The following is a 7,647-nucleotide window of genomic DNA, read 5'->3' on the forward strand; positions in this document are numbered from 1 at the left end:
AAATGGATAGTGAATAACTAGCTACCCTAGGGTTTCTTTTGCCTTTTTTTCTGTTTAGTAAATTTCTTAACGTTTATAATTTAGATTAGTTGCGGCTTAAAAGCAGCTAAATTGCGGTTATTAAGTGTTTAGAATAAAAAAACGCCATACTTGAAAGTATAATGTAAGTAATTAGCCAACCACGGGGCTTCTTTTGCCTTTTTTTTCGTTTGGTAAATTTCTTAATATTTATACAGAAGGTGTCATTCCAGTGCTTGACACTGGAATCCAGTTCTTATTATACAGCTATCTGGTGTACTTATTTAAAATTAAGTTTTCTGGATCTCAGTGCCAAAGCACTGGGATGACACCCTTCCTGGCGGAGATTATTCTCAAATCACAATGTTCGTACAGTTGTGGAATGAATTGCGGTATGACGTAGGGAAACCTTAGCTATAGCTTTAGAACTCCCAAAAGGTCAGAAGCATTGAATGACTTGACAGAAAGTTCAAATCCATATAAAATGTCCTTATTTCTTATATGTTAGGTATAGTATCAATTGCCTCAGATCATGCTGGTTATGAATTAAAATCAGAAATAAAACCTTACCTGGAAGCCCTAGGTTACAGAGTAGTAGATCAAGGCTGCACTGCTAAGCAAAAGTGTGTAGATTACCCAAACTATGCTGTTAAAGTTGTAGAAGATATAACAAGCAAAAAAGCAAATTATGGGATATTAATTTGTGGTACAGGTTTGGGCATGAGTACTGTGGCAAATCGTTTTGAAGGAATCTACGCTGCTTTATGTAACAGTGTTGAGATCGCAAAATTAGCTCGCGAGCATGGCAACGCAAATGTACTGTGTCTTGGTGCAGGATTTACTGCGAGTGGATTAGCAAAAGACATAGTCAAACAATTCCTCGAAACAGAATTTTCAAAAGAAAGCAGACATAAAAAACGCCTTGATAAACTCAGCAATATAACCTCTAAGAAAAAAAAAACAAAAACTTATAACGAAGATGAAATATCAAAATTCGCTAAAATGGCAGGCCAGTGGTGGGATGAGAACGGCAAATTCAAACCATTGCACATAATGAATCCTGTTAGAGTATCTTACATTATTGAGAAAATAAAAGAGTTAAAAAAATGCAATTTGAAAGAATTATCATTGCTTGATGTTGGATGCGGTGGTGGCATTTTGTCAGAGTCAATGGCACGCGTTGGCATTAACGTTGTGGGAATAGATGTATGTGAAGAAAACATAAAAGTAGCGCATTCACATGCAAAAAAAGTAGGGTTAAATATAGAATATATACACACCAGCATTGAAGAGCTAAGCAATGACAAGAAGTACGACGTGGTTCTGCTGATGGAAGTAGTTGAACATGTGGATAATTTAGAGCTTTTCATGAAAAAAGCGATAGAACTGCTAAAACCGGAGGGGTTAATCTTTATATCCACAATAAATAGAACTATTAAATCCTTTTGTCTTGCAATAATTGGTGCAGAGTACATATTAAATTGGCTGCCAAAAGGTACACATAACTGGAATAAATTTCTCAAGCCGTCAGAAATTGCAAATCACTTAAGAGAAAATAATGTAACGCTGCAAAACATGGCTGGCATGGAGTACAACGTAATAAAGCGTGAGTGGAATCTAACTAAAGGCGTGGATGTTAATTATATACTCTGCGGTTTGTTAGATTTAACTCTATAAAAGCACCATTTTCACTTCCAATACTTTGAAGGATCTTGGCCAACTTTTATACAGTAGCCTTTATTAGTTAGCGCCCAACCGGAACGACAAGCATAACCTGTACCTACACGTTCATATCCAGGAGCAGCAACACACTTTCCATTCTCCAAGGTTTGACCTTTAAAAAGACAACAAACTTCTTTTTCTGTTACCTTTGTTACAATTTGAGGAGCACCAAAAAACACAGCAACAAACATACCCAGTGCGAAAAGTGCAGGCCAAGGCATTCTGCCAAATATTGCAAGTAAGCTTGAACCAATTATTACCACTGTAATCATTGGTCCACCTATTCCATGAACGTAACCTATTACATTACACATTACATCTGTTGCTCCATTAGCGTGTGCATCAAATGCATAGAAAACTATAAATAGAATTACAAGAAAATTTCTCATTGTTCTTTCAATAATCATGCCTGATTGTTTCTTATTTTAATAAAATTTCAGTAAATAGCTTTTTTCAAAAATTATGCTTAACCCAATCAATATTTATTTATTACTGCCTTTTTAATACTATAATTAACTCAGTTGATTTTTATCAAAATGCTAAACCATGGAACAATTCGAGAACTTTTACATCACCACGCCAGTATATTACGTAAACGATAAGCCGCATATTGGTCATGCATACACTTCTCTCTTGTGTGACGTGGTGGCAAGGTTCATGAAACTAGCTGGGAAAAATGTCAAATTTACCACTGGTACAGATGAACATGGACAAAAAATAGAAAAAGCAGCTAAAGCAAAGGAAATGCAGCCAAAAGAATTTACAGATGAAGTGAGCGTTTCATTTAAAGAATTGGCTAAGTTCATGAATTTTGAGTATGACGATTTTATTCGCACTACGGAGGAACGTCACAAAAAAGCAGTTATAGCTTTATGGAATAGACTTGAAGAGAGAGGGCAAATATATTTGGATTCCTATTCGGGTTGGTATTCAGTTCGTGATGAAGCATTTTATCAGGAGTCAGAGCTGATAGATGGCAAAGCACCAACAGGTGCTGAGGTCCAGTGGATAAAAGAAGAGAGTTACTTTTTTCGCTTATCAAACTGGCAAGAAAAATTACTGGAACTCTATAAAAATCAGCCAAGTTTTATCTTTCCTGAGAGCAGAAGAAATGAAGTGATATCGTTTGTAAGATCAGGGCTCATTGACCTCTCAATCTCTCGCACTAGTTTTAACTGGGGAATAAAAGTACCAGGTAATGACAAACACGTAATCTATGTCTGGATAGATGCATTAACCAATTATCTTACATCAATAGGTTTCCCTAGTACTGAAGGTGAGGAATATAAGAGGTTTTGGGCAGAACCAGAAACACAGATTCCAGTGTCAAGCACTGGAATGACACCAAACCAAGGGAAAACGCAGATTCCAGTGTCAAGCGCTGCAAACCTAGCTGACAACTCTTTCAACGTTCATGTAATCGGTAAAGACATATTGCGCTTTCATGCTGTATATTGGCCAGCGATTCTCCTTGCAGCAGACCTGCCACTGCCAAAACAAATTGCAGTTCATGGTTGGTGGTTGAACGAGGGAGAGAAAATATCCAAGTCCCTTGGTAATGTCATAGATCCAATTGGCCTCGTTCAAGAGTTTGGTGTTGATCAGCTACGCTATTTTCTCCTCAGGGAAGCAAGCTTCGGCCAAGATGGCAACTTTAGTAAGAAAAATATGATCAGCCGGATAAATTCAGAACTGGCAAACAACATAGGCAATTTAGTACAAAGAACAATTTCATTTTTACACAAGCAATGTTCTGGAATTGTACCAACAATCGATCAAAGCCTACTTAAAGGTGAAGAAAGTCTTCCAGGTTGCAAAGCTATACTCGATCAAGTGATGAATCACCTATCAAAGTATGAATTTAACCATATCATACTTCTAATCATCAACATCTCTTCTGAAGCAAATGCCTACATAGACAAAAGTGCACCCTGGACACTAAGCAAAACTGACAGAGAGCGCATGAATTTAGTAATTTACAAGTTACTGGAATATATCAGGATAATAGGCATTTTATTGCAGCCAATCGTTCCCAAGTCAGCAGAGATGATACTAAATCAACTGCAAATTCCGAAAGAACAACGAGATTTAAAATCTTTGTGCGACGCGTGCGTAAGTTCAGGCATAACATTGCCTAAACCTACGCCGGTTTTTTTGAGGGTTGATGCTAAAGAGGAGAAATAGTGTAAAAACTATTTCTCCTGGATGGGATTATCTTTAGTTAACGACGGTGCACACCGCTGTCTACATATTCAAGTTAGGTGGCAAGTGCCTTAGTTACTTTAGCACAATATGGTTTAGTAACATCAGCACCTATCACTACTACTTCAGTAATTGCCGACTTAACCTTTCCTAGGCTTCATGCAAACCAGCCTTGACCATTTTCTTCTTTAGTTGGCTGACTTTCTGGGCTAGAAATCTCAGTACCTTTTTCATCACCAGATTCTGCATCATAAAATACATCCTGATCCTCAGAAAGACTCATTAAATAACTTTTAGCAGCATCAACATTTAAATGATCAGGTTGCTTAGGAACGTTATCAATATTTAAATAATCCAAACTATTAGCTCGTTGCTTTTGCTCACTGGAAAGAACCTCAAGATTTAAATAATCCAAACGAGTTAGTTCTTGCATGCTAGGTTTAGATCCATCTTCACGCTTAAACTGCTCTTCCGGACTAGAAACCTTAGTACCATAAATCCTACTGTACAAGCTGCTTCCAACGCTGTTAAGTGCTCCTCTTACAGATGCAATTGACGCATCATAAGTATTTTGCAAGCCACCTCCAATACCACTAAGTGTTCCTTTTGTAGACTCAGTTGATGGCACATAATTATCGTAAGCATATTTGCCAGAATACAAGACACCATTAACTGCTTCTTTTGCAAACCAAACAGCGCTATTAACTGTTCCTTTTGCAAGCTGAACAGTGCCATCAGCAATTGCCACTTTTAATTTGTCTTCTTCTATCTTTTTATTTTTTTCAGCTAGTTGAGTTTTTTGCTCAGAACTTTTCTGCTTTTGAGTGCGTACTTGATCTTTTAACTTAGAATTTTCTTCCTCTTGAGCTTCTACTTTATTTTTTAACTTAGAATTTTCTTCCTCTTTAGCTTTTACTTCCGCTTCTTTTTTAGCTAGTTGAGTTTTTTGCCCAGAAATTGTTTGCTCTTGAGCTTTCATTTTATTTTTCAACTCAGAATTTGTTTTGTTCTCACTAATTGCTTGATATGAAAGTGCAATAGCTACAGCAGAAAATACAGCACCACCAAAATAAATGGAAGGCCAACACTTAATGCTGCAACTGGAGCTAAGAAACCAATATAAGGAGCTGCAGCAAACACTCCAGATGCTAATAAAGTTAAAGCAGCCAGAGTTCCAGCTATATAATAGGGTACATTGTTTTTATTCATCATCTCACGTATTATAAAATATAATACCATTATAAAAGGATTTTTAAGAAGTTGTCAAGCTATCTTTACATAAAAAAAATTTGATAAACTTGGGAACAAGAAGATTGCTGTCAAGCTATGAACTATGCCTTTCCGTGTAATCTTTAAATGCACCTCTGTTAGAGTCAAAATATAGCTTTACACTGCCAATTGGCCCGTTCCTCTGCTTTGCAATAACAAGCTCTGCAATATTTCTAATTTTCTCCATTTTCTCTTGCCATTCCCGATGTTTATTGTTTCCTTCACTTGGTTGCTTTCTCAATTCGTAGTATTCTTCTCTATAGAGAAACATTACTATATCTGCGTCTTGCTCTATGCTCCCTGAATCACGTAAATCAGAAAGTTGTGGTTTTTTATCATCCCTCTGCTCAACAGAACGAGAGAGCTGAGATAGTGCAACAATGGGAATATTTAGCTCCTTTGCAATTGCTTTCAAACCCTGCGTCACTTCCGAGATTTCTTGCACTCTATTTTCATTACTCCTTTTTGTTGTTCCTCTGATTAGCTGCAAATAATCAATGAATACCACTTCTACATTATATAATTGATACAGCAAGCGTATTCTGGTGCGAAGGGCACTAATTGATAGCGCAGGGGTGTCATCTATGATGAAAGGCAGTTCAGATAATTCTGTACTAGTATTGATAAATTCATGCAATTCAAAATCACTAATTCTCCCGGTTAATGCCTTATAATAACTAATCCCTGAATCTATAGTGATCAGCCTTGCAGTTAATTGCTCTGCTGACATTTCAAGCGAGAAAAACGCTACATAGTGTTGCTTATCTGCTCTTTTTTGCAACATCTTACAAGCATTAAGTGCGATGTTTAGCGCCAATGCTGTTTTACCCATAGAAGGCCTTGCAGCTAAAATTAATAAATCAGATTTTTGTAGACCACCAAGAAGCTGATTTAGATCTTGAAGTCCGGTTGTAACGCCTAGCGCTTCTGGATTATTTTTCAGTGTGCTGATCTTCTCAACTACATCTTTAATTGAACTTGCAAGTTTTATATATGTTTTCTCACCTTGTTTTTTTACTGCCAAATTGAACAATTTTGTCATTGCTTGTTCAATTTGCGCCTGTGCAGGATTTTCAATATCGTAGTTGTAGCTATCACCAACTATTTCTTGCCCGAGCTTGATTAAACATCTCCTTAAGTAAGTATCACGGATTATTCTAGTCAAACTATAAATATCAAGTGCAATACTTGCCTTCGCTGCAAGCTTTGCTAAGTACTCTACCCCGCCACACTCGGTAAACGCTTGGTCGTTCTCAAAAAACATTTTGAGGCTCAGTTCATTGGCAACTATACCGTGTTTCCTGGTTTTAGATATTTGCGTAAAAATACTTTGATGCAGTGGATCATAGAAATTTTCTGCTGTAATTGTGTCTTCAACTGCATCACAGATTCTATTATCACGAATCATTGCACCAATAAGCATCTGTTCAGCTTCTAAATTATGCGGTAATTTACATATTTCCTTATCTACACTTCTTGAACTGAGGAGATTGGCTAATTCATTCATTTTAAGTTTTGAGAGTAACTGTTGATTATTGTAGAATATTTAGTCCTCATTTGAAAGATGTAAAGGCAAAAAAATTTGACTAATTCCGTGTTGCCTATAGCATTAAAACTTAATGCCCCTGTGGTGGAATGGTAGACACGGCAGACTCAAAATCTGTTGCTTGCAAAAGCATGCTGGTTCAAGTCCGGCCAGGGGCACGTTAAATATTGGAAAGTATATATATGTTACATAAATTTTTTAATCGTTTATTTTCTATTTTTTCTTCTATAAATGTTATTCAAAAGGTAAAGAAAGATGAAAATGGGATATGTTATGTAACGGGCCTCAGGCGCTATATATCAGTATTGCTTGATTTAATTATTATCGTTTTGTTCTTGCAGTTTTGCAGCCAAGCCTTTAATCAGCTCTTTACAAACTCAGAGGATAGCAAAATATTCAGCCAAGTTGCTGCAAAATCCCCAATGCAAGTGCCACTTTCTATAGAAGAAAAGGCAATGCAGAGTAGACTTGTAAAATTAATGATTCTAAATCAAATAGTCCAGTTTATTATGCTCTTTTGCTATGTAATATATATGTGGGTAAAGTTTGCTACTACACCTGGAAAACTATTATTTGGGCTTAGAGTTGTGGATGCACAAACTTTCGAAAAGATGACCCTAAAACAAGCAACAAAGAGATTTTTTTCCTTTATATTGTCAGTTGCACCATTGTTCTTGGGCTTTTTATGGTCAAATTTCAACAAACGCTGTCAAACTTGGCACGATAAGATCGCAGGCACAGTGGTTGTCACGAGTAAAAGCCTTAGAAGGCAGAGCTAAAAACTACTTGACACCCTTCGCCAGCCCCTTTATCATGATAGTGAAGGTATTCAGTTATCTTCATCTGTGCAGATTAAACAGCAAGAAAACAACGTAGTTGGCGTCTTATTT

General features: G+C 36.7%; 7 protein-coding genes, 1 tRNA gene and 1 pseudogene. 4 read left to right on the plus strand and 5 right to left on the minus strand.

Annotated elements, in window-relative coordinates:
- Positions 1–234: 234 nt before the first annotated feature.
- A pseudogene (locus OZD62_RS06260) lies at positions 235–324 on the minus strand (WPE palindromic element domain-containing protein); the annotation flags it as partial.
- A gap of 195 nt (positions 325–519) precedes the next feature.
- On the opposite strand from OZD62_RS06260, the gene ubiG reads away from it, so the two are divergent.
- Positions 520–1,695: a bifunctional 2-polyprenyl-6-hydroxyphenol methylase/3-demethylubiquinol 3-O-methyltransferase UbiG gene (gene ubiG / locus OZD62_RS03685; RefSeq protein WP_010962529.1), complete on the plus strand. Its 1,176-nt coding sequence runs from the start codon at positions 520–522 to the stop codon at positions 1,693–1,695.
- An 11-nt stretch (positions 1,696–1,706) separates the two neighbouring features.
- On the opposite strand, the gene OZD62_RS03690 is transcribed toward ubiG, so the two are convergent.
- Complete coding sequence (locus tag OZD62_RS03690) at positions 1,707–2,147, minus strand: TrbC/VirB2 family protein (protein ID WP_275019456.1); 441 nt, start codon at positions 2,145–2,147, stop codon at positions 1,707–1,709.
- Between the two features lie 139 nt (positions 2,148–2,286).
- Between OZD62_RS03690 and metG the strand changes: the two genes are divergently transcribed.
- The gene (gene metG, locus OZD62_RS03695; protein ID WP_275019457.1) at positions 2,287–3,924 is read left to right on the plus strand and encodes a methionine--tRNA ligase; all 1,638 of its coding nucleotides are present in this window, start codon (positions 2,287–2,289) and stop codon (positions 3,922–3,924) included.
- 175 nt (positions 3,925–4,099) lie between these two features.
- Here metG and OZD62_RS03700 read toward each other — a convergent pair whose 3' ends face one another.
- From OZD62_RS03700 to OZD62_RS03710, 3 genes are all read right to left on the minus strand, one after another.
- Positions 4,100–4,921, minus strand: a complete 822-nt coding sequence (locus tag OZD62_RS03700; protein WP_275019458.1) for a hypothetical protein — start codon at positions 4,919–4,921, stop codon at positions 4,100–4,102.
- Positions 4,922–4,983: 62 nt separating this feature from the next.
- Positions 4,984–5,181, minus strand: coding sequence for a hypothetical protein (locus OZD62_RS03705; RefSeq protein ID WP_275019459.1), 198 nt, complete (start codon positions 5,179–5,181; stop codon positions 4,984–4,986).
- An 85-nt stretch (positions 5,182–5,266) separates the two neighbouring features.
- The gene (locus OZD62_RS03710; RefSeq protein ID WP_010962532.1) at positions 5,267–6,718 is read right to left on the minus strand and encodes a replicative DNA helicase; all 1,452 of its coding nucleotides are present in this window, start codon (positions 6,716–6,718) and stop codon (positions 5,267–5,269) included.
- 114 nt (positions 6,719–6,832) lie between these two features.
- Between OZD62_RS03710 and OZD62_RS03715 the strand changes: the two genes are divergently transcribed.
- Together OZD62_RS03715 and OZD62_RS03720 are read left to right on the plus strand one after the other, a co-directional pair.
- Positions 6,833–6,915, plus strand: a tRNA-Leu gene (locus tag OZD62_RS03715).
- Between the two features lie 24 nt (positions 6,916–6,939).
- Positions 6,940–7,536 (plus strand): RDD family protein, encoded by a 597-nt coding sequence (locus OZD62_RS03720; RefSeq protein ID WP_190321214.1) that lies wholly within the window; start codon positions 6,940–6,942, stop codon positions 7,534–7,536.
- The last annotated feature ends 111 nt before the right edge of the window (positions 7,537–7,647 follow it).

The sequence above is a fragment of the Wolbachia endosymbiont of Drosophila seguyi genome, from assembly GCF_028981765.1.
GTDB lineage: Bacteria > Pseudomonadota > Alphaproteobacteria > Rickettsiales > Anaplasmataceae > Wolbachia > Wolbachia pipientis.